Annotated in this window: 13 protein-coding genes; 9 read left to right on the top strand and 4 right to left on the bottom strand. The window is 65.2% G+C overall.

Going from position 1 to position 19,585, the window contains the following annotated elements; translation table 11 throughout:
* Positions 1–135: 135 nt before the first annotated feature.
* Entirely contained in the window at positions 136–1,449 is a 1,314-nt protein-coding gene (locus PSK12I2_RS0101245) for an OprD family porin (protein WP_027596986.1), read from the bottom strand.
* Between the two features lie 368 nt (positions 1,450–1,817).
* On the opposite strand from PSK12I2_RS0101245, the gene PSK12I2_RS0101240 reads away from it, so the two are divergent.
* The 3 genes from PSK12I2_RS0101240 (at position 1,818) to PSK12I2_RS0101230 (ending at position 7,480) form a co-directional block, all read left to right on the top strand.
* Positions 1,818–2,234: an HIT domain-containing protein gene (locus PSK12I2_RS0101240; RefSeq protein WP_027596985.1), complete on the top strand. Its 417-nt coding sequence runs from the start codon at positions 1,818–1,820 to the stop codon at positions 2,232–2,234.
* Complete coding sequence (locus tag PSK12I2_RS0101235) at positions 2,231–2,440, top strand: SlyX family protein (RefSeq protein WP_007159300.1); 210 nt, start codon at positions 2,231–2,233, stop codon at positions 2,438–2,440. Before PSK12I2_RS0101240 ends, PSK12I2_RS0101235 begins: the two co-directional genes overlap by 4 nt.
* A gap of 192 nt (positions 2,441–2,632) precedes the next feature.
* A complete protein-coding gene (locus tag PSK12I2_RS0101230) occupies positions 2,633–7,480 on the top strand; it encodes an NAD-glutamate dehydrogenase (protein ID WP_027596984.1) in 4,848 nt (1,615 codons plus the stop codon).
* A gap of 108 nt (positions 7,481–7,588) precedes the next feature.
* On the opposite strand, the gene PSK12I2_RS0101225 is transcribed toward PSK12I2_RS0101230, so the two are convergent.
* On the bottom strand, positions 7,589–8,614 hold the full coding sequence (locus tag PSK12I2_RS0101225; RefSeq protein ID WP_027596983.1) for an alpha/beta fold hydrolase: 1,026 nt from the start codon (positions 8,612–8,614) through the stop codon (positions 7,589–7,591).
* A 214-nt stretch (positions 8,615–8,828) separates the two neighbouring features.
* Here PSK12I2_RS0101225 and PSK12I2_RS0101220 point away from each other — a divergent pair, with 214 nt between their 5' ends.
* The 4 genes from PSK12I2_RS0101220 (at position 8,829) to PSK12I2_RS0101205 (ending at position 14,656) form a co-directional block, all read left to right on the top strand.
* On the top strand, positions 8,829–11,078 hold the full coding sequence (locus PSK12I2_RS0101220; RefSeq protein ID WP_007159297.1) for an ATP-binding protein: 2,250 nt from the start codon (positions 8,829–8,831) through the stop codon (positions 11,076–11,078).
* Between the two features lie 8 nt (positions 11,079–11,086).
* Positions 11,087–11,548, top strand: a complete 462-nt coding sequence (locus PSK12I2_RS0101215) for a response regulator (protein ID WP_007159296.1) — start codon at positions 11,087–11,089, stop codon at positions 11,546–11,548.
* Positions 11,549–11,647: 99 nt separating this feature from the next.
* The gene (locus tag PSK12I2_RS0101210) at positions 11,648–14,059 is read left to right on the top strand and encodes a response regulator (protein ID WP_027596982.1); all 2,412 of its coding nucleotides are present in this window, start codon (positions 11,648–11,650) and stop codon (positions 14,057–14,059) included.
* Positions 14,060–14,086: 27 nt separating this feature from the next.
* Entirely contained in the window at positions 14,087–14,656 is a 570-nt protein-coding gene (locus tag PSK12I2_RS0101205) for a biliverdin-producing heme oxygenase (RefSeq protein ID WP_169854106.1), read from the top strand.
* A 7-nt stretch (positions 14,657–14,663) separates the two neighbouring features.
* On the opposite strand, the gene PSK12I2_RS0101200 is transcribed toward PSK12I2_RS0101205, so the two are convergent.
* Positions 14,664–15,539 (bottom strand): hypothetical protein, encoded by an 876-nt coding sequence (locus PSK12I2_RS0101200; protein WP_027596980.1) that lies wholly within the window; start codon positions 15,537–15,539, stop codon positions 14,664–14,666.
* Between the two features lie 185 nt (positions 15,540–15,724).
* On the opposite strand from PSK12I2_RS0101200, the gene PSK12I2_RS0101195 reads away from it, so the two are divergent.
* Positions 15,725–16,744 carry a quinone-dependent dihydroorotate dehydrogenase gene (locus PSK12I2_RS0101195; protein ID WP_007159292.1) on the top strand — a complete coding sequence of 340 codons (1,020 nt, stop codon included), beginning with the start codon at positions 15,725–15,727 and terminating at the stop codon, positions 16,742–16,744.
* Positions 16,745–16,863: 119 nt separating this feature from the next.
* Here PSK12I2_RS0101195 and rmf read toward each other — a convergent pair whose 3' ends face one another.
* Complete coding sequence (rmf, locus tag PSK12I2_RS0101190) at positions 16,864–17,079, bottom strand: ribosome modulation factor (protein WP_007159291.1); 216 nt, start codon at positions 17,077–17,079, stop codon at positions 16,864–16,866.
* Between the two features lie 317 nt (positions 17,080–17,396).
* On the opposite strand from rmf, the gene rlmKL reads away from it, so the two are divergent.
* Positions 17,397–19,568, top strand: a complete 2,172-nt coding sequence (gene rlmKL, locus PSK12I2_RS0101185; RefSeq protein ID WP_027596979.1) for a bifunctional 23S rRNA (guanine(2069)-N(7))-methyltransferase RlmK/23S rRNA (guanine(2445)-N(2))-methyltransferase RlmL — start codon at positions 17,397–17,399, stop codon at positions 19,566–19,568.
* The last annotated feature ends 17 nt before the right edge of the window (positions 19,569–19,585 follow it).

Here is a 19,585-nt window from a genome sequence, read left to right as displayed (position 1 = left end):
ATCGAGACGGGACCGGCATTGTACGGCGGGGTGGGGCAGGGCGTACAGGGACGCGGGTGGCGCCGACCGGAGGCCGGAAAAGAACAGCCCGGCGAATGCCGGGCTGCTGGATCGTGCGAGTGACGCTGGCCTCTATTAGAGGATGTTCAGCGGGTACTCGGTGATCAGGCGGAACTCGTTGACGGTGCCGCCGGTGCTGGCGTCGCCACGGTGCCAGGCTTGACGGACGCGGAAGGACAGGTCCTTGGCCGGGCCGCTCTGCAGGACGTACTTGGCTTCGACGTTGGTCTCGCGCTCTTTGTCGCCATCCTGATACAGGCCGGCGTAGGCGGTGCTGCCCTTGGGCGCGTCAATGTCGTGACCGTAGATGTAGCGGGCCATGAAGCTCAAGCCGGGTACGCCCAGGGTCGCCATGTTCAGGTCGTAGCGCGCCTGCCAGGACTTCTCGCCGGAGGCGTTGAAGTCGGAGTACTGGATGGAGTTGGCCAGGAAGATACTGTCGCCACCGTTACCAGTGTTACCACCCTTGCCACCGACGCCGACGTAGTCGAACGGCGCATCGCTGCTCACGCCCTGGTAAGCCAGGGTGAAGGTGTGGGCATCGATGCTGTAGGCGGCTGCCAGCGAGTAGGCGTTGTTGCTGAAGTCGCCCAGCTTGGCGCTGCCGGTGTCCTTGGTATGGTAGTAGTTGAAGTCGAAGGTCAGGGCCTGATTGGCACTCAGCGGCTGCACGAAGTTGACGTTGGCATAGTACTGATTCCACAGATCTTCCAGGCGACCATAGTACAGCGACGCATTCAGCTGATCGTTGATCTTGTACTTGCCACCTACGTAATCGCCGGAGCTGGAAGTAATGCCGGAAGCGTACGTCGAGCCCAGGTTGCCGTCGTGGTAGGTGTTGGTACGGTCACGCGCAGCGGTGATATGGCCAGCTTCCAGGAACAGATTCTCGATCTCTTCGCTGGTTAGCATGAAGCCGGTAGCGGTCTGCGGGAACAGGCGGCTGCCACCCACGGCGAAGACCGGGGAGGTGGGCTGCACGTTGCCGTACTTCAGGACGGTGTTGGAGACGCGCAGTTTGACTGCGGCGCCAGCGGTGGAGTACTCGTCCTTGTTGCGACCGTCGCTGTCGATCTGCAGGTTGCCGGAACCGACGTGGCCGCGGCCGCCGTCCAGTTTCAGGCCCAGGTAGCCGAAGGCGTCCACACCGACACCCACGGTGCCCTGAGTGAAGCCCGATGCGTAGTTCATCAGGAAGCCATGGCTCCAATCTTTACGATCGTTGGCGCCGTTCTTGAGGTCCCGGTTGAAGTAGTAGTTACGGTTCAGCAGGGTCAGCTTGCTGTCTTCGACAAAGCCCTTGGATTCGGACTGCTGGTCGGCGAAAGCCAGTTGAGTGGTCCCTGCGGCTACGGCCAGGGCGAGAATGCTCCACTTCATCGCTTGCATCAGAAATGCTCCTTTGGGTTGAAAGTCAGCCATCGTGTCAGCCGTGGCTGTTTGTTCTAATGGCGGCACATATAGCACCTCTCTCGGAGGGGCGATAGGCTTCATCAAAATTTTGCGTGTGATGAGCGGATTAATCAGGACTCTTAAGAAAGCTCTTTAAGAGTTCCCGTCCGATCGTCGTACCCGGATCGTGATAGCAAAAAGCGTGCACAAACGCTCAATCCCTGAGCCCGCCTGTCTATCGCTGCTCCGCTTCCCGAGCAATGGGCAGTTTCGGAAGGGTTGGTTGCACCTTTGTGACACCAAAGGTTTCACTTGCACAAAGCTGTGCACACTTTTAGTGCCGACAGGTGTTGGCAGGAGATGAGATGTTCCAAATAGACCCACGACTGGCCGGCGATACCCTGGAAGTGGCGTCCTTGACGCTGTGCCAGGTATTGCTGCTGAACGACAGGCGCTATGACTGGCTGGTGCTGGTACCCCGGCGCGAAAGTGTTACCGAGATCCTCGACCTGTCACCCCAGGATCAGGCACAACTGTGGCGAGAGGTGACACTTGTTGCTCAGGTGTTGCGCGACGCGCAGCCGGATCTAAAATTGAACATTGGTGCTCTGGGCAACGTCGTCAGGCAATTGCACCTGCACGTCCTGCTGCGGCAGGAGGGCGATCCGGCCTGGCCCGGCCCGGTATGGGGGCACTCGCCACGCCAGCCCCATACCGCGGAAGCCGGCCATGCCGCAGCGGAACGCTGGCGGGTGCTGCTCGCGGAGGAGACACAGGCATGACCCTTGAGGACCGTATCGCCGACCTGGAAATGCGCCAGGCCTTCCAGGACGACACCATTCAGACCCTCAACGACATCATCGTCGAGCAGCAGCGGGCGCTGGATCGCTGCGCGGCCCAGATTCGCGTCCTGGCCGAGCGCCAGGCCGAGCTGCAAAGTTCGGGTGGCGGTGGTCTGCCGGACGAGGCGCCGCCACCGCACTATTGAGATCCGTTCCGCAGCTGAATCTTGTTGTCGCCCTGACGTACGTGCATAGCTGTCTTTGTTGGCTACTCTAGCCGCACTGCATCTTTGCACTTTTTTGGTGCAGTCCGGCCTCGTCCCCTGTGGAACTCGCTCCGGGAGAGGCCTGTCCTCTGCGGAGCGAAGCCCACAGCACCTTCAGGACGGAGTACGGTTATGGCGTTTTTCACCGCTGCCAGCCAAGCGGATTTCCAACAACAACTCAAGAATGCCCTCGCGGCCCATGTCGAAGGGAATACCCTCGAACAGCTGGAGCGCTTCACCGCCCAGTTCTTCGGCATCGTCCCGCTGGAAGAACTCACTCAGCGTCGGCTCTCCGATCTGGTCGGCTGCGTGCTGTCGGCCTGGCGTCTGCTGGATGTCTTCGATCCCTCCGAGCCGCGGGTCCAGGTCTTTAATCCGGATTACGAACGACACGGCTGGCAATCGAGCCACACCGTGGTCGAGGTGCTGCACGCCGATTCGCCGTTCCTGGTCGACTCGGTGCGCATGGAGCTCAATCGCCAGGGTTACAGCGTCCATACCCTGCAGAACAGCGTTCTCAGCGTGCGCCGGGATGCACAGGGTCGTCTGCTCGAGTTGCTGCCCAAGGGCCAGCAGGGCGAAGGGGTGACCCGCGAAGCCCTGATGTTCCTCGAGATCGACCGCTGTGCCGCAACCAGCGAGTTGCGCACCCTGGAGGCGGCGCTGCAGGAGATCCTCGGTGAGGTGCGCCTGACCGTCGGCGACTATGCCGCCATGAAGGCCAAGGTCGCCGACCTGCTGAGCTGGCTGGATCGGCGTCCGGCCGGCGTGGAGGAGGGCGAGCTGGCCGAGGTCAAGGCCTTCCTCGACTGGCTGCGCGACGACAGATTCACCTTCCTCGGCTACGAGGAATTCACCGTCGAAGGCGACGGCGAGACCGCGGTGCAACGCTATGTGCCCGACTCCCTGCTCGGCCTGTCGCGGCGCCTGCGCGGTCGCCCCGAGACCGCCGAGATCACCCTGTCCGGTGAGCCGCTGCGCTATCTGCGCGAACCGGTGCTGCTGTCCTTCGCCAAGGCGGCCGACCCGAGCCGGGTGCATCGCCCGGCCTATCCCGATTTCGTTTCCCTGCGCGAAGTGGACGCCACTGGCCGGGTGGTGCGCGAGCACCGCTTCATGGGTCTCTACACCTCCAGCGTCTACAACGACAGCGTGCGCGAGATTCCCTATATCCGCCGCAAGGTCGACGAGGTGCGTCGCCGCGCCGATTTCGACAGCAGCGCCCACCTGGGCAAGGAACTGGCCCAGGTCCTCGAAGGGTTGCCGCGGGACGATCTGTTCCAGACCCCGGTGGACGATCTGTTCAGCACCGCCATGGCCATCGTGCAGATCCAGGAGCGCAGCAAGGTGCGCGTCTTCCTGCGCCGCGATCCCTATGGCCAGTTCTTCTATTGCCTGGCCTATGTGCCGCGCGACATCTATTCCACCGAAGTGCGCCAGCGCATGCAGCAGATCCTCATGGATCGCCTGCATGGCACCGACTGCGAATTCTGGACCTTCTTCTCCGAGTCCGTGCTGGCGCGGGTGCAGTTCATCCTGCGCGTCGATCCCCTGCAGCCGCAGGATGTCGATCCGGCGCGCCTGGAACAGGAAATGGTGCAGGCCTGCCGCAGCTGGAAGGACGACTTCGCCAGCCTGATGGTGGACAGCTTCGGCGAAGCCCAGGGCACCTCCATCCTCGCCGACTATCCGCTGGGCTTCCCGGCCGGCTATCGCGAGCGCTTCGCGCCACACCTGGCCGTGGTGGACATGCGTCACCTGCTGGCGCTCAGTGACGAGCGCCGCCTGGCCATGGGCTTCTACCAGCCGCTGACCCAGACCGGCGACAACATCCTGCACTGCAAGCTCTATCACGCCGATACGCCCCTGGCGCTGTCGGACGTCCTGCCGATCCTGGAAAACCTCGGGCTGCGCGTGCTCGGCGAATTCCCCTACGAGCTGCGCCATCGCAATGGCCGCCGCTACTGGATCCATGACTTCGCCTTCACCACCGTGGCCGGCCTGGAGCTGGATCTGCAGCAACTCAACGACACCTTCCAGGACGCCTTCGTCCAGGTGGTGGATGGGCAGGCGGAAAACGACAGCTTCAACCGCCTGGTGCTGACCGCCGGGCTGCCCTGGCGGGACGTCGCGGTGCTGCGCGCCTATGCGCGCTACCTCAAGCAGATCCGCATCGGCTTCGACATCGGCTACATCGCCGCCACCCTCAATGCCCACGTCGACATCGCCCGGGAACTGGTGCGGCTGTTCCGCATGAAGTTCTACCTGGCGCGGCGCATGACCAGCGAAGACCTGGACGACAAGCAGCAGCGCCTGGAGCAGGCCATCCTCAGTGCCCTCGACGATGTCGCGGTGCTCAACGAGGACCGCATCCTGCGGCGCTACCTGGACCTGATCAAGGCGACCCTGAGAACCAACGTCTTCCAGACCGACGCCGCCGGCAAGCCCAAGGCCTATTTCAGCTTCAAGCTCGATCCCAAGGCCATTCCCGAGCTGCCGCGCCCCGTGCCGCGCTACGAGATCTTCGTCTACAGCCCGCGCGTGGAAGGGGTGCACCTGAGATTCGGTAACGTCGCCCGCGGCGGCCTGCGCTGGTCGGATCGCGAGGAAGACTACCGCACCGAGGTGCTGGGCCTGGTCAAGGCGCAGCAGGTCAAGAACTCGGTGATCGTCCCCGTGGGCGCCAAGGGTGGCTTCGTGCCACGGCGTCTGCCCACCGGCGGCTCCCGCGACGACATCCAGGCCGAGGCCATCGCCTGCTACCGCATCTTCATCAGCGGTCTGCTGGACATCACCGACAACCTGAAAGACGGTGAAGTGGTCCCGCCGGCTGCCGTGGTGCGCTACGACGGCGACGACCCCTATCTGGTGGTGGCCGCCGACAAGGGCACCGCGACCTTCTCCGACATCGCCAACGGCATCGCCCAGGACTATGGCTTCTGGCTCGACGACGCCTTCGCCTCCGGTGGTTCGGCGGGTTACGACCACAAGAAGATGGGCATCACCTCGCGGGGCGCCTGGGTCAGCGTGCAGCGCCACTTCCGTGAGCGCGGCATCGACGTCCAGACCGATCCGGTCACCGTGGTGGGCATCGGCGACATGGCCGGCGACGTCTTCGGCAACGGCCTGCTGCGTTCGCGCAGCCTGGAGCTGGTGGCAGCCTTCAACCACCTGCACATCTTCATCGATCCCAATCCGGACGCCGAGCGCAGCTATGTCGAGCGTGAACGGCTGTTCAACCTGCCGCGGTCGAGCTGGACCGACTATGACGCCAGCCTGATCTCCCAGGGTGGTGGCATCTTCCCGCGCAGTGCCAAGCGCATCGCCATCAGTCCCGAGATGAAGGCGCGCTTCGATCTCCAGGCCGATCACCTGACGCCCAACGAGCTGATCAACGCCCTGCTCAAGGCACCGGTGGATCTGATCTGGAACGGCGGCATCGGCACCTACGTCAAGGCCAGCTTCGAAAGCCACGCCGACATCGGCGACAAGGCCAACGACGCGCTGCGCGTGGACGGCTGCGACCTGCGCGCCAAGGTCATTGGCGAGGGTGGCAACCTGGGCATGAGTCAGCTGGCGCGGGTGGAATTCGGTCTGCACGGCGGCGCCTGCAACACCGACTTCATCGACAACGCCGGCGGCGTGGATTGCTCCGACCACGAGGTCAACATCAAGATCCTCCTGGGCGACGTGGTCTCCGCCGGCGACATGACCGTCAAGCAGCGCAACACGCTGATGGGCGAGATGACCGACGAGGTCGGCGAACTGGTGGTCGCCAACAACTACATGCAGACCGGTGCCCTGTCGCTGGCGGAATACCGGGCGCGGACGCACCTGGCCGAATACCAGCGGCTGATCGTCGACCTCGAAGGGCGTGGCAAGCTGGATCGCACCCTCGAATTCCTGCCCAGCGACGAGGTGCTCGCCGAGCGCGCCGCCAAGGAGCAGGGACTGACCCGGGCCGAGCTGTCGGTGCTGATCTCCTACAGCAAGATCGACCTCAAGGAGCAATTGCTGGCCTCTTCGGTGCCGGACGACGAATACCTTGCCCGGGACATGCAGGGCGCCTTCCCGCAGCGCCTGACCGAGCAGTTCCCCGAGGCCATGGCGCGCCATCGCCTGAAACGCGAGATCGTCGCCAACCAGATCGCCAACGACCTGATCAACCACATGGGCATCACCTTCGTGCAGCGCCTGTGCGAATCCACCGGCATGAGCGCGGCCGATGTCGCCCGCGCCTATGTGGTGATGCGCGACGTCCTGCATCTGCCGCACTGGTGGCGTCAGGTGGAGGCCCTGGATCATCAGGTGCCGGCGGAGTTGCAGCTGCGCCTGATGAGCGAACTGATGCGACTGGGCCGGCGGGCGACCCGCTGGTTCCTGCGCAGCCATCGCAGCGGCCTGGATGCCGGCGCCGTGGCGGCCTTCTTCGGGCCGCGCATCGCCGCCCTGGGGGTGCGTCTGGACGAACTGCTGCAGGGCGAGCCGCGCCAGGACTGGGAAGAGCGCTTCCGCGCCTATACCGAGGCGGGCGTACCCGAGCTGCTGGCGCGGGTCGTCGCCGGGACCAACCACATCTATACCCTGCTGCCGGTGATCCAGGCGGCGGAGGTCACCGCCCAGGATCCGCTGGAAGTGGCGGCTACCTGGTTCGCCGCGGGTGATGTGCTGGACCTGGCCTGGTACCAGCAACAGCTCAACCAGCTGCCGGTGGCCAATGCCTGGCAGGCCCTGGCGCGCGAGGCCTTCCGCGACGAGGTGGATGTGCAGCAGCGCACCATCACCATCGCCATGCTCAACCTGAGCGAGGCGCCGAGCGATCCGGAAGCGCGGCTCTCGCTGTGGCTGGAGCGCCATCGCGCAGCCGTGGAGCGCTGGCGGGGTCTGCTGGTGGATCTGCGCAATGCCAGCGGTCAGGACTATGCGATGTACAGCGTCGCCAGTCGTGAACTGGCGGATCTGGCCAGCAGCAGCGCCTGAGGTAGGCGCTGCCCACGAATGGCGTTCGTGGGCAGCGTCGTCTCTCAGGGCATGAAAAAAGGCGGCGTACCCTCGGGTACGCCGCTTTTTTTCATCGTTCGGATTCGATCAGGGCTGGGGCTGCGTCGAGGATGCCTTGAGGGCGCTCAGCCCCTGCAGCAGGGCCTGGTGAAAGCGCTCCGGTGCCTGCATCTGGGGCGCGTGGCCCAGGTCCTCGAATTCCACCAGGGTCGCCCGGGGGATGCGCCGCGCTGCCGCCTTGCCCAGTTCGGGATAATGACCCAGCTGCGCCTTGATGGCGGCCGGCGCGGCGTCCTTGCCGATGGCGGTGGTATCTCGCTGGCCGATCATGAGCAGGGTGGGCATGCGCAGTCGGGCGAATTCGTAGACCACCGGTTGGCTGTAGATCATGTCGTAGATCAGGGCCGAGTTCCAGGCGACCCTTTCCTTGCCGGGGCCGTTGTTGAGACCGGCGAGCATCGTCACCCAGCGTTCGTAGGCCGGGGACCACTGGCCGGCGTAGTAGGTGCTGCGCTCATAGTCGCGGATGCCGTCGGCGGAGGTCTTCAGTTCCCGGGCGTACCACTGGTCGACGCTGCGATAGGGTACGCCCAGGGCCTTCCAGTCCTCGAGGCCAATGGGGTTGACCAGCACCAGCTGTTCGGTGGCCTCGGGATAGAGCAGGGCGTAGCGGGTCGCGAGCATGCCGCCGGTCGAATGGCCGATCAGGGTCGCCCGGGCGATGCCCAGGTGGTCGAGCAGGGCCCGGGTATTGGCGGCCAGTTGCTGGAAGCTGTACTGATAGTGGGCTGGCTTGCTGGATTTGCAGAAACCGATCTGGTCCGGGGCCACGATCCGATAGCCGGCAGCGCTCAGCACCTGGATGCTCTGCGCCCAGGTGCCGGCGCAGAAGTTCTTGCCGTGCAACAGCACCAGGGTCCGGCCGTTCGGTTTTCCGCTCGGCGCGACGTCGAGATAGGCCATCTCCAGCGGCTGGCGCTGGGAGTCGAAGCTGAAGGTCTTGACCGGATAGTCGTAGTCGAAGCCTTCGAGACGTTCGCCGTAGAGGGGCTCGGCCTGACTGAGTGGACTCAGTAGCAGGGCGGCCAGGGGGAGGGCGCGGCGCAAGGACATGGGCAGGATCCTGGGGCTAAACCAGCTCCGACCGAAGGCCGACGGAGAAGATTCCAACCCGCGGCGAGAGAGTGTCGCCGCGCATGTCGCTGTTCAGGCTGCGCGCCGTTTCGCTTCGCCTCCTGCCCAGGGTCTGATAGTCTGAATGACCTTTGTTTCCGTTTCGGCGCACCGCTTTCCCTGCGCTTCTTTCCGATCACATGAGGTTCCCGGTTTGGCGCTCGAGTCACCCTCCAAGACGCAGCCCGACGCTCTGGCCGATTGCGCCAACGAGCCGATCCATATTCCCGGCAGTATCCAGGAACATGGCTTCCTGTTCGCCGTGGAAGAGCCGGATCTGCGCATCGTCCAGGCCAGTGCCAACGTCCGCGAGTACCTCGGGGTCGCCGTGGAGGAGGTGTTGGGTCGCACCCTCGGCGAATTGCTGCCGGAACGGGATCTGCCGGCCATGCTCGGTGCCCTGACCCAGGAAGAGCAGAACCCCATCTATCAGGGCGATGTGACCCTGGGACCGCGGCAGCAGACCTTCGCGCTGTTCATGCACCGCTTCGGCGGGGTGCTGATCGTCGAATTCGAGGCGCCGGTGGACAGCCGCCTTGGCCTCAATACCCTCTATCCCATGGTGCGGGTGTTCATCGAACAGCTGCATCAGGCCGAAACCGTCGACGCCATCGCCAAGCTCGCGGTACGCGAAGCCAAGCGTATTTCCGGTTTCGACCACACCATGATCTATCGCTTCGACGAGGACGGTCATGGGCAGGTGCTGGCCGAGGAGTGCGATCCCGGCGTACCCAGCTATCTGGGCTTGAGATTTCCCGCTTCGGACATTCCGGCCCAGGCGCGTCGCCTGTACCTGGCCAACCGCATCCGGGTGATCGGCAACGCCTACTACCAGCCCTCGCCGTTGCAGCCGCAGACCAATCCGCTGACCGGGCAGCCGCTGGACCTCAGCTTCGCGCAGCTGCGCAGCGTGTCGCCGGTGCACCTGCAGTACATGAGGAACATGGGCACCCTGGCGTCCATGTCCATCTCCATCGTGGTCGGTGATCGCCTCTGGGGCCTGGTGCTCTGCCATGACCGTCAACCCCAGCGGGTGTCCTTCCAGACGCGTACCGCCTGCGAGCTGTTCGGCCGGGTGCTGTCGCTGCAGATCGATGCCGCCGAGACCCATGCGGAATCCGATCGCCGGCTGGCGCTGCGCCAATCCATGGTGCAGATGCTCTCGACCATGGCCGACCGCGACAGCGTCTGCCAGGGACTATTGGAGCTGCCGCAGGTCTTCCTGGATTTCGCCCGGGCGCAGGGCGCCGCCATCATCTCCTCCGACGGGACCGAGCTGATCGGCCAGGTACCGCCGCGCGAGGTGGTGGACAGCCTGGTCGAGTGGCTGTCGGTCAACGTCAAGGACCACTTCGTCACCGACAACCTGGCCAAGGATATCGCCGAGCTCCCCCAGCTGGCCCAGCATGCGGCCGGGGTGCTCGCCGTCCCCATTTCCGAATTGCATTCCCACTACCTGATCTGGTTCCGCAGCGAACTGGTGCAGGTGGTCAACTGGGCCGGCCGGCCGACCAAGCAGGAAGGCAGCGACGGGCGTCTGTCGCCCCGACAGAGCTTCGTGCTCTGGCAGGAGACGGTACGGGGGCTGTCGCTACCCTGGTCGCCGCTGGAGCTGGAAAGCGCCATCGAATTGCGCAACGCGGTGCGCGGGATCGTCCTGCGCAAGGCCGAGGAGATGGCCGAGCTGGCCGAGGAGCTGCAGCGCAGCAACAAGGAACTGGCGGCCTTTTCCTACAGCGTGTCCCACGACCTGCGGGCGCCGCTGCGCCACATCGCCGGCTATGCCGAGCTGCTGGGCGACATCGAGGGCGGCAAGCTGTCGGACCGGGGGCGGCGCTTCCTGGAGAACATCGGTTCGTCGGCACGCTTCGCCGGCAGCCTGGTGGACAACCTGCTGAGCTTCTCGCAGATGGGGCGAGCCGCGATCCGCTATTCCGACGTCAATCTCACCGCCCTGGTGGAAGCCATCCGCGAAGAGATGGCGCCGGACTATGCCGAGCGGCAGGTGGAGTGGCACATCGGCCCCCTGCCTGTCGTCATCGCCGATGCCGCCTTCGTCCATCTCGCCTTGCGCAATCTGCTGGCCAATGCCATCAAATACAGTCGCTACGAAGAGCCGGCGGTGATCGAGATCGGCACCTTGCCGAGCGATTCCGAGGACATCATCTTTGTCCGGGACAACGGCGTCGGTTTCAACATGGATTATGTGGGCAAGCTGTTCGGCGTCTTCCAGCGCCTGCATCATGCCGATGAGTTCGAAGGGGTCGGCATCGGTCTGGCCAGTGTCAGACGCATCATCGAGCGCCATGACGGTCGCGTCTGGGCCGAGGGTGCCATCGGCGAGGGCGCGACCTTCTATTTCGCCCTTCCCAAACAACGACCGTCGCCGGTACACAAAAGGTAGTTCTATTCATGCTCAAACCCATTGTGCTGGTCGAAGACAATCCGCACGATCTGGAGCTTACCCTGGTGGCTCTGGAGCGCAGCCAGTTGGCCAACGATGTCGTGGTCCTGCGTGACGGCGCCGAGGCGGTCGATTACCTGTTGCGCCGCGAGCCCTATGCCGATCGCGAGCCGGGCAATCCCGCCGTGATGCTGCTGGATCTCAAGCTGCCCAAGGTCGATGGCCTCGAGGTGCTGGACCTGGTGCGTGGTACCCCGGAGCTGTGCAGCATCCCCGTGGTCATGCTGACGTCGTCGCGGGAGGAGCCCGATCTGGAAAAGGCCTACGAACTGGGCGTGAACGCCTACGTGGTCAAGCCGGTCGAATTCCGTGATTTCGTTGCCGCGATCAGTGACCTCGGCGTGTTCTGGGCCGTACTCAACGAGCCGCCGCCAGGATCGCGCCGTGTCGCCAGGCGCATTGGCCGTTAGCGAGTGAAGATAAGTGCATCCGTATCCAGTCATCCGCGACCGGCAGATATGCGCGACCCGGCTCCCCTGAGCGAACAGATCCAAGGCCGACGTCCGTTTATGCCCCTCTCGAAACAGATCAAGATCCTCCTGGTAGAGGACAGCAAGCTCGACGCCGAGCTGATCCTGATCGAGCTGGAAAGGCACGGCTTCGAGCTGCAATCCAAGATCGTCTACGAGCGTACCGGTCTCACCCTGGCCCTGAGCCAGCAGACCTACGACATCATCCTTTCCGACATCATCCTGCCGGGCTTCTCCGGCGCCGAGGCGCTGCGCGTGGCGCGGGCGCTGGCACCGGAAACGCCCTTCATCTTCGTCTCGGGCATCTTTGGTGAGGTGCACGCCGTGGAGATGATGCGCCTGGGCGCCAACGACTATGTGCTCAAGCAGAGCATGGAGCTCCTGGCCAAGGCCGTCGAGCGGGCGCTGCTGGTGGTGCACGAGCGCCGCGAGCGGCGCCGCGCCGAAGAAGCCCTGCACAGCCTGGAGGTCAGGTCCCGCCTGGCGATGGACGCCTCCCGCCTGGGCATGTGGGAGTATTTGCCGGCCAGTCGCACCCTGATCTGGGATGAGCGCTGCAAGGCCATGTTCGGGCTGCCGGCCGATGCGGTGGTCGATCTCGAGGTCTTCGAACGGCTGTGCGGCAGCGATGGCCTCGAGCGCTTTCTGCATACGGTCCGCCAGGCGAGCGCCGATGAGCGCGACGACGACTACCGCAGCGAATACCGCATTCGCCTGGACAACGGCGCCCAGCGCTGGGTCGAGACCCGCGGCCAGCCCTTCTTCGACGCCGGCGTCTGCACCCGCTTTCTGGGCGTGATGCTCGACATCACTCAGCAGCGCGATGCCGCGGAAAAGCTCGAGCGGCTCAATGTCAGTCTTGGCGAGCGCGTCGAAGAGCGTACCCGGGAGCGCGATCGGACCTGGGACCTCACTCGCGATCTGCTGCTGGTGTGCAAGCCCGATGGCACCCTGGTGGCGCTCAACCCGGCCTGGGAAGAAAATCTGGGCTGGTCGCGGGTGGAGTTGCTGGACTCCTCGCTGCTGGCGCTGGTGCATCCCGACGAGCGCTTCATCACCGACAACGAACTCAAGCAGCTGGCCACCGGCGCGACCAGCCAGCGCTTCGTCAACCGCATCCGCCATCGTGACGGCAGCTATCGCTGGATTTCCTGGACGGCGGTACCGGATGCCGGCATGACCTATTGCTCCGGGCGCGACATCTCCTCGGAAGTCCTGGCGATGGAAGAGCTGGCTGCAGCGAACCGCCAGCTGCGCGAGCAGATCGACGAGCGCGAGCGGGTCGAGGCGACCCTGCAGCAGATGCAGCGACTGGAAGCCGTGGGTCAGCTCACGGCGGGCGTGGCCCATGACTTCAACAACCTGCTCACCGTGGTGCTCAGCAGCGCCAGCTTCCTTGAGCGCGACCTGACGCGCCTGGCGGCCAGCGACAAGACCCAGGGGCGGGTGCAGAACATCCGCGAAGCGGGCGAGCGGGGCGCCAAGCTCACCGCCCAGCTGCTGGCTTTTTCCCGTCGCCAGCGACTGGCGCCCAAGCCGGTCAAGCTCAACGAAACCGTCGAGGGCATGCTGGAGCTGCTGCGCAGTACCATGGGCGGCAGTGTCTGGATCGAGACCCACCTGCGCGCCGATTGCTGGCACGCCCTGGTCGATCCGACCCAGATCGAACTCATCATCCTCAACCTGGCGATCAATGCCCGGGATGCCATGGCGGTCGGCGGCACCCTGCGCCTGAGCACCTCCAATCAGACCATCAGCGAGCCGCCGCAGCGTCCCGAGGAACCCGAACCGGGCGAATACGTGCTGCTGGCGGTGCAGGATTCCGGTACCGGGATGAGCGAAGAGGTGCTGGCCAAGGCCTTTGAACCCTTCTTCACCACCAAGGAGGTGGGCAAGGGCTCCGGTCTGGGCCTGGCCCAGGTGTTCGGCTTCGCCAAGCAGTCCGGTGGCGGGGTCCGCATCGAGACGCAGATGGGCAGTGGCACCACGGTGCTGGTCTATCTGCCGCGTACCGAGGCGGAGGATGCCCAGGATCCGATCGGGCTACCGGCCCTGGGTCGCGACGAGCAGGCCGCCGAGCGCCGCATCCTGCTGGTCGACGACGACCACGCGGTACGCAACGTGACCGCTGCCCTGCTGGCCGATCTCGGCTATCAGGTGGTGGAGGCCAGCAATGGCTTCGCCGCCCTGAGTGCGCTGGAGCGCGATCCGCAGATCGATCTGCTGCTGGCGGATTTCGCCATGCCCGGCATGAACGGTGCCGAGCTGGCCCGCCAGGTGCGCAAGCGGCTGCCGCAGTTGCCGGTGGTCTTCATCACCGGCTATGCCGAACTGGGCGAACTCGATCCCGAACAATCCTTCATCGTTCCCAAGCCCTTTCGCGAGGCCGACCTGGCAGCCCGGCTGCAGGCCGCCCTGCGCGGCGAGAAGCCCCAGCCTTCGCCGCTCTGAAGGCCGGCGCCAACTTGAGGTATTTGCGTGTCCTCCATCCGTGAAATGTTGCGCGCCGAGGGCGGTGCCCTGCACGAGCAGGTCGATGCGACCTTTGGCCGCTATGCGCTGCAGACCCGGCTGCATTACACCGCCTTTCTGCAGGCCCATGCCCAGGCCCTGATCGGTCTGGAAGACCTGCTGGAGCGCTCCGGCATCCAGCGCCTGCTGCCCGACTGGGCGGAGCGTCGCCGCACCGGGGTGCTGGCAGAGGATCTGCAGCGCCTGGCCGCCGAGCAGCCCGAACCCGTAGTCCTCGAGCGCCTGCTCGACGAAGGCGAGTGCTGGGGCGTGGCCTATGTCCTCGAAGGGTCTCGGCTGGGGTCGCGAATGCTGGATCGCCATGCCGGCGAGAGTCCCGACGAGGCGGTGCGCGACGCCCGGGCCTATCTGGGCCACGTGCCGCCCAAGGGCGCCTGGCCAGGCTTTCTGCAGCGTCTGGACGAGGCGGGCAGCGATGCGCGCCTGCATCCGGCGATGCTGGCCGGCCAGCGGCTGGCCTTCGAGGTCTTTCTGGCGGCGGGGCAGCGACATGCGCCGGCGGTAGCCGCCCCCTGAGCGGTCTCTAGAGCGCCTGCAGGTAGCCGATCACCTCGGCAGCGCCCAGGCGTTCGAGAATCTCGCTGAGGACCCGGGTACTCGCCACCTCGCTGGGTAGCAGCAACCACTCCAGATCCTGGCCCGGGGCGGGCAGTGGCAGGCGCGCATAGTCGAGCTTCAGCCCCAGCAGCACCTGGATGAAATCGGGGTGGTTCCAGACCGCATTGGGCAGGGCATAGACTGCGAAAGCTTCCTGCAGGCGGTTGATGGCCGCCGGATCCAGGCGCAGGCACTGGATCTGCGCCGGCACCTCCACGGCGATCCCGCGGATGCGGGCGTAGGCGATGATGCTGGCGAAGGCGAGGGTGGTGGTCGTATCGTTTTCCAGGAACAGTCGGGGACCCCGCCAGCTGGCCTGGCGCAGACGCAGGGGCTGTTCCGCAGACAGGTTCGGCAAGGTGCGGTAGAGCGCCGCCTGGAAATCCCGATAGCCGATGATCCGCACCTGCTCGCGCGCTGCGGGCAGGGCGGCCAGTTCCTCCAGCTGTATCGCCGTATCGAGCGTGCTGTCGCCAAGGCGCTGGCAGAGGCCATCGATGGCACGCAGGTCGAGGGCGGCGGCCTGCAGCGTATCGGCGACCACCAGCTGACTGAGCAGGGCATGGGCGTGGCCCTTGATCTCCTGGGTCGGTCCGGACAGGGCGGCGCGGGGCAGGCCGAGCAACAGGTGCAGCGGATGGCCTTCATCCCACCAAAGGCTGTCGGTAGGCGCGGGCAAGGGGACGAAGGCGTCGGCCAGGCGTTCCAGGCAACGCTGGATCCGGCGGCTGGCCAGGGAGGGATGCAGATGCAAGGCCAGCGAAGACCAGGGGCTGCCCAGGAGGTTGGCACTGTTGCTCATGAGGTCTCCGGGGCGGATAGGAACTGCACGACCGAGTCTAGCGTGGCAAAGACCGCGCTATCGTCAAATGATTCCCGAAAGGTAGGATCTTTTGTGCGAGTGACCGCTCGCCTCCGGAGCGAGCGACGTATGGCCGGTGGCAAGCCTGTATAATGCGCGCTTTCCGAATCGCCTGTGAGTCCGCCATGTACGACGCGCTCCGTCCTCTGCTCTTCAAAATGTCTCCCGAAGGATCGCACGATCTGGCGCTGGACCTGATCGGTGCCGCGGGTCGTCTGGGCCTGACCGGGCTCGGCCGGCGGCCGGGTCGGCTACCGGTCCAGGTCATGGGCCTGGAGTTTCCCAATCCGGTGGGCCTGGCCGCCGGACTCGACAAGAACGGCGCCGCCATCGACGGCTTCGCCGGCCTGGGTTTCGGCTTCATCGAGATCGGTACCGTGACGCCGCGGCCGCAGCCGGGCAATCCCAAGCCGCGGCTGTTCCGCCTGGAGCAGGCCGACGCCATCATCAACCGCATGGGTTTCAACAATGCGGGCGTGGATGCGCTGATCGAACGGGTCAAGGCCGCCCGCTTCCGGGGCGTACTGGGGATCAACATTGGCAAGAATGCCACTACTCCGGTGGAGCGGGCGGTGGACGACTACCTGATTGGGCTGGACCGGGTCTATGCCCATGCCAGCTACATCACGGTGAACGTCAGCTCGCCCAATACGCCCGGCCTGCGCAGCCTGCAATTCGGCGACGCGCTCAAGAGCCTGCTGGAAGCCCTGCGCCAGCGCCAGGAAGACCTGGCGGTCCAGCACGGCCGCCGCGTGCCCATCGCCATCAAGATCGCCCCGGACCTGACCGATGAAGAGATCGTGCTGACCGCCCAGGCGATCCGTGATGCCGGGATGGACGCCATCATCGCCACCAACACCACCCTGGGTCGCGAAGGGGTGGAAAATCTGCCCTATGCCGCCGAGGCCGGCGGCCTGTCGGGCGCCCCGGTACGCGAGAAGAGCACCCATGTGGTGCGGGTGCTGGCTGGTGAGCTGGGTGGTCGGCTGCCGATCATCGCGGCGGGCGGGATCCTGTCGGGCGAGGATGCGGCGGAGAAGATCGCGGCGGGTGCCAGTCTGGTGCAGCTCTACAGCGGCTTCATCTATCGCGGACCGGCCTTGATCCGCGAAGCCGTGGATGCCATTGCAGCAGCGCGCCCCTGAGGGGGAGGGGGCTCGCTGGGAGCCCCCGTGGGACCGGGTCCCTGATCCTGGGAGAGGATCTGACTGGAAAACAACCAGAACGCTATGGGAAGCCCTGGGCTTCCGCTAGTGAAATCGAATTAGCCTACGGCTTGAAGTTGATTCATGCGTTGAAGACCGGCGGTGCCTACGTAGCCGTCCCATTGGTCGCTACGGCCCTCACGCCAGCCATTGAGCCAGGCCTGCCGGACGGCGTCCTGGGTGAAGGGGCAGAGGTCCCGCGATTTGCCCACGATGCCGTGCTGATAACCACGCTGGAAAGCTCGTTCCATTGGATCACGCTTGAGTCTTCTCATAGGGTAGTGCCCTCGTAGGTTGACTTGCAGATTGTCCATGGCCCGTTGCAGGCCTGGATGCCAGAGCCGGCGTCCTGACATCCGCCCCGCACCTTCGCGCTGCGGGTGATCAATTACTAACCAATGGCGCTCTGGCTGGGAACGACCTTTTAGCTATAAGCCGTAATCAGTTCGAAATGAAATGGCGATAAACCGCCGCTGGAATGCCGTCACTGCGGCTTGTTGAGACGCAGTCAAACTTTCACGCAAGGGGCTGTCCTCATCGGTCAATCCGACCAAAGGCAGAAAGTTCCTTGCGCTAACCTATGGATTCAACGATGTCCGCGATGCAACAACTCATCCTCACCTGTCCCAAGGGACTCGAGACCCTGCTGCTGGAAGAGGCCCAGGGCCTTGGCTTGCAGGAGGCCCGCAGCCAGACCGCGGCGGTGCGCGGCGAAGCCAGTCTCGCGGATGCCTACCGCCTGTGCCTCTGGTCGCGCCTGGCCAACCGGGTGCTGCTGGTGCTGGCGCGCTTCCCGGTGGAAGACCCTCAGGGCCTGTACCTGGGCGTGCATGGCGTGGAATGGGAAGAGCACCTGGCGCCCACCGGCACCCTGGCGGTGGGCTTCAGCGGCCAGGGCGCGGGCATCGACAACACCCACTTCGGCGCGCTCAAGGTCAAGGACGCCATCGTCGACCGCCTGCGCGAGCGCACCGGGCAGCGGCCCACGGTGGACAAGGTTGCTCCGGATCTGCGCGTCCACCTGCACCTGGAGCGCGGCCAGGCCATCCTCTCGCTGGATCTCTCCGGTCAGAGCCTGCACCAGCGCGGCTATCGCCTGCAGCAGGGCGCGGCGCCGCTCAAGGAAAACCTGGCGGCCGCGGTGCTGATCCGTGCCGGCTGGCCGGCCCTGGCCGCGGCCGGTGGCGCCCTGGCCGACCCCATGTGCGGGGTGGGCACCTTCCTGGTCGAGGCCGGCTTGATGGCCGCGGACATCGCCCCCAACCTGCGCCGCGAGCGCTGGGGCTTTTCCGGCTGGCTGGGCCATATGCCCGCCCTCTGGCAGCAACTGCACCAGGAGGCTGAGGCGCGAGCCACTGCGGGCCTGGCCAGGACGCCGGTCTGGATCCGCGGCTATGAAGCCGATCCGCGGCTGATCCAGCCGGCGCGCAACAACATCGAGCGGGCCGGGCTGTCCGAGTGGATCAAGGTCTACCAGGGCGAGGTCGCCAGCTTCGAGCCGCGTCCGGACAAGGGCCAGACCGGCCTGGTGATCTGCAACCCGCCCTATGGCGAGCGCCTGGGTGACGAAGCCAGCCTGCTGTACCTCTACCAGAATCTTGGCGAGCGCCTGCGCCAGGCCTGCCTGGGCTGGCGTGCAGGGGTCTTTACCGGCGCGCCCGAGCTGGGCAAGCGCATGGGCATCCGCAGTCACAAGCAATACGCCTTCTGGAATGGCGCCTTGCCCTGCAAGCTGCTGATGTTCGAGGTGGAGACCCGCCAGTTCGTCACCGGCAGTCGCAGTGGCGAACGCCCGGCCAATGCCCAGGCGGCGGAGCCGGCCAAGCTCAGCGAAGGCGGGCAGATGTTCGCCAATCGGCTGCAGAAGAATCTCAAGCAGCTCGGCAAGTGGGCCCGCAGCCAGGGCGTGCAGTGCTATCGCCTGTATGACGCCGACATGCCCGAGTACGCGGTGGCGGTGGATCTCTATGGCGATCGCGTGCACGTGCAGGAATACGCACCGCCGCGCTCCATCGACCCGGACAAGGCCCAGGCGCGCCTGCTCGACGCCCTGGCCGCCATTCCCCAGGCGTTGAACATCGATCCGTCACTGGTGGTGGTCAAGCGCCGCGAACGGCAAAGCGGCACCAAGCAGTACGAACGCCAGGCCGCCCAGGGTGAATTCCTGCAGGTGGAAGAAGCGGGCGCCAAGCTGCTGGTTAACCTCACCGACTACCTGGATACCGGGCTGTTCTTGGATCACCGTCCGCTGCGTCTGCGGCTGCGCCAGGAAGCCCAGGGCAAGCGTTTCCTCAATCTGTTCTGCTACACCGGCGCCGCCACGGTGCAGGCGGCAGTGGGCGGTGCACGCAGCACCACCAGCGTCGACCTCTCGCGCACCTACCTGGACTGGGCCCGGCGCAACCTGGCGCTCAACGGCTTTTCCGAGCGGCACCGCCTGGAACAGGGCGATGTCCTGCACTGGCTGGAAAACGATCGCGGCGAATACGATCTGATCTTCGTCGACCCGCCGACCTTCTCCAACTCCAAGCGCCTGGAAGGGGTGTTCGACGTCCAGCGCGATCATGTCGCCCTGCTCGATTCGGCCATGGCCCACCTGAGTCGCAACGGCGTGCTGTATTTCTCCAACAACTTCCGCAAGTTCGAACTGGATGCGAGTCTCGCCGAGCGCTATCGCGTCGAAGAGATCAGCGCCAGCACCCTGGATCCGGATTTCGCGCGCAATCCCAAGATCCACCGCGCCTGGCGGTTCAGCCTGCAATGAGGTCAGCCGCCTGAACT

It is taken from the genome of Pseudomonas sp. MOIL14HWK12:I2 (genome assembly GCF_000510745.1).
In the GTDB taxonomy this organism is placed as follows: Bacteria; Pseudomonadota; Gammaproteobacteria; order Pseudomonadales; family Pseudomonadaceae; genus Chryseomonas; species Chryseomonas oryzihabitans.
This window is presented reverse-complemented; position numbering and strand designations above follow the sequence as displayed.

What these genes read in the sequence shown, in the direction of transcription:
- PSK12I2_RS0101245 (WP_027596986.1), bottom strand. Translation starts at nt 1,449, where the DNA reads ATGCAAGCGATGAAGTGGAGCATTCTCGCCCTGGCCGTAGCCGCAGGG.
- PSK12I2_RS0101240 (WP_027596985.1), top strand. Translation starts at nt 1,818, where the DNA reads ATGTTCCAAATAGACCCACGACTGGCCGGCGATACCCTGGAAGTGGCG.
- PSK12I2_RS0101235 (WP_007159300.1), top strand. Translation starts at nt 2,231, where the DNA reads ATGACCCTTGAGGACCGTATCGCCGACCTGGAAATGCGCCAGGCCTTC.
- PSK12I2_RS0101230 (WP_027596984.1), top strand. Translation starts at nt 2,633, where the DNA reads ATGGCGTTTTTCACCGCTGCCAGCCAAGCGGATTTCCAACAACAACTC.
- PSK12I2_RS0101225 (WP_027596983.1), bottom strand. Translation starts at nt 8,614, where the DNA reads ATGTCCTTGCGCCGCGCCCTCCCCCTGGCCGCCCTGCTACTGAGTCCA.
- PSK12I2_RS0101215 (WP_007159296.1), top strand. Translation starts at nt 11,087, where the DNA reads ATGCTCAAACCCATTGTGCTGGTCGAAGACAATCCGCACGATCTGGAG.
- PSK12I2_RS0101210 (WP_027596982.1), top strand. Translation starts at nt 11,648, where the DNA reads ATGCCCCTCTCGAAACAGATCAAGATCCTCCTGGTAGAGGACAGCAAG.
- PSK12I2_RS0101200 (WP_027596980.1), bottom strand. Translation starts at nt 15,539, where the DNA reads ATGAGCAACAGTGCCAACCTCCTGGGCAGCCCCTGGTCTTCGCTGGCC.
- PSK12I2_RS0101195 (WP_007159292.1), top strand. Translation starts at nt 15,725, where the DNA reads ATGTACGACGCGCTCCGTCCTCTGCTCTTCAAAATGTCTCCCGAAGGA.
- rmf (WP_007159291.1), bottom strand. Translation starts at nt 17,079, where the DNA reads ATGAGAAGACTCAAGCGTGATCCAATGGAACGAGCTTTCCAGCGTGGT.
- rlmKL (WP_027596979.1), top strand. Translation starts at nt 17,397, where the DNA reads ATGTCCGCGATGCAACAACTCATCCTCACCTGTCCCAAGGGACTCGAG.